We start from the raw sequence: 868 nt of genomic DNA on the forward strand, positions 1-868 counted from the left end.
CACAGTCTTTTGATCAACCAGGTGGGTTACGAATGTGACGGGGAGAAGAGCGCCCTGCTGCAGTGCGGCGCCGACCTCGATATCCGCGGCCACGTCAGGTTGCTGCGCCAGCAGGACGACCACCTCCTGCTGGAAACGCCGCTGGTGGCGGCGGGAAGTGTCCCCGGCTGGCAGGGGCGCCACTACTGGCGGGCCGATTTCTCCGCCTTCACCGAGCCCGGCCACTACCGACTGGAGGCCGTCGTGACTACGGGAGCGCAGGAGCGCCTGGTGCGCTCCACCCCCTTTGCCATCGGCCGGGGGCTGCTGGCACGCCGCTGCCTCTCCGATGTCATCCACTACTTCAAGGGACAACGCGCCAGCGGCACCTTCGACCGGGCGGACCGCAGGGCACGCCTGTTTGGCACCGATCAGCGCCGGGACGTACATGGCGGCTGGTTCGACGCCAGCGGCGACATGAGCAAGTACCTGAGTCACCTCTCCTACGCCAACTACCTCAATCCCCAGCAGACCCCCATGGTGGTCTGGTCCCTGCTCAAGTGCCGGGAACTCCTGGCGACACGTCGCGACATCGATGGGGTGAACCTGTGCAAACGGCTCAATGACGAGGGGCTGCACGGGGCGGATTTTCTCTGCCGGATGCAGGACGAGAGCGGCTTTTTCTACATGACCCTGTTCGACAAGTGGAGCAAGGATCCCGAGCAGCGGGAGCTGTGCGCCTATGCGACCCAGCAGGGGATCAAGTCCGCCCGCTGGCAGGCGGGCTTTCGCCAGGGGGGTGGCATGGCCATCGCCGCCCTGGCCCGCGCCGCCCGGGAACCGAGTGGCGGCGACCTTGACACAAGCCAGTACGCCGACGCGGCAGAGA

General features: G+C 66.6%; 1 protein-coding gene. It reads left to right on the forward strand.

Features of this window, described 5'->3' with window-relative positions; genetic code table 11:
- Nucleotides 1–9 precede the first annotated feature (9 nt).
- Nucleotides 10–868, forward strand: an 859-nt coding sequence (locus AACR77_RS23015) for a glycoside hydrolase family 9 protein (protein WP_042879037.1), incomplete at its 3' end; no start/stop codon positions are given.

The sequence above is a fragment of the Aeromonas sp. ZOR0002 genome (assembly GCF_963866995.1).
Lineage (GTDB): Bacteria > Pseudomonadota > Gammaproteobacteria > Enterobacterales > Aeromonadaceae > Aeromonas > Aeromonas caviae.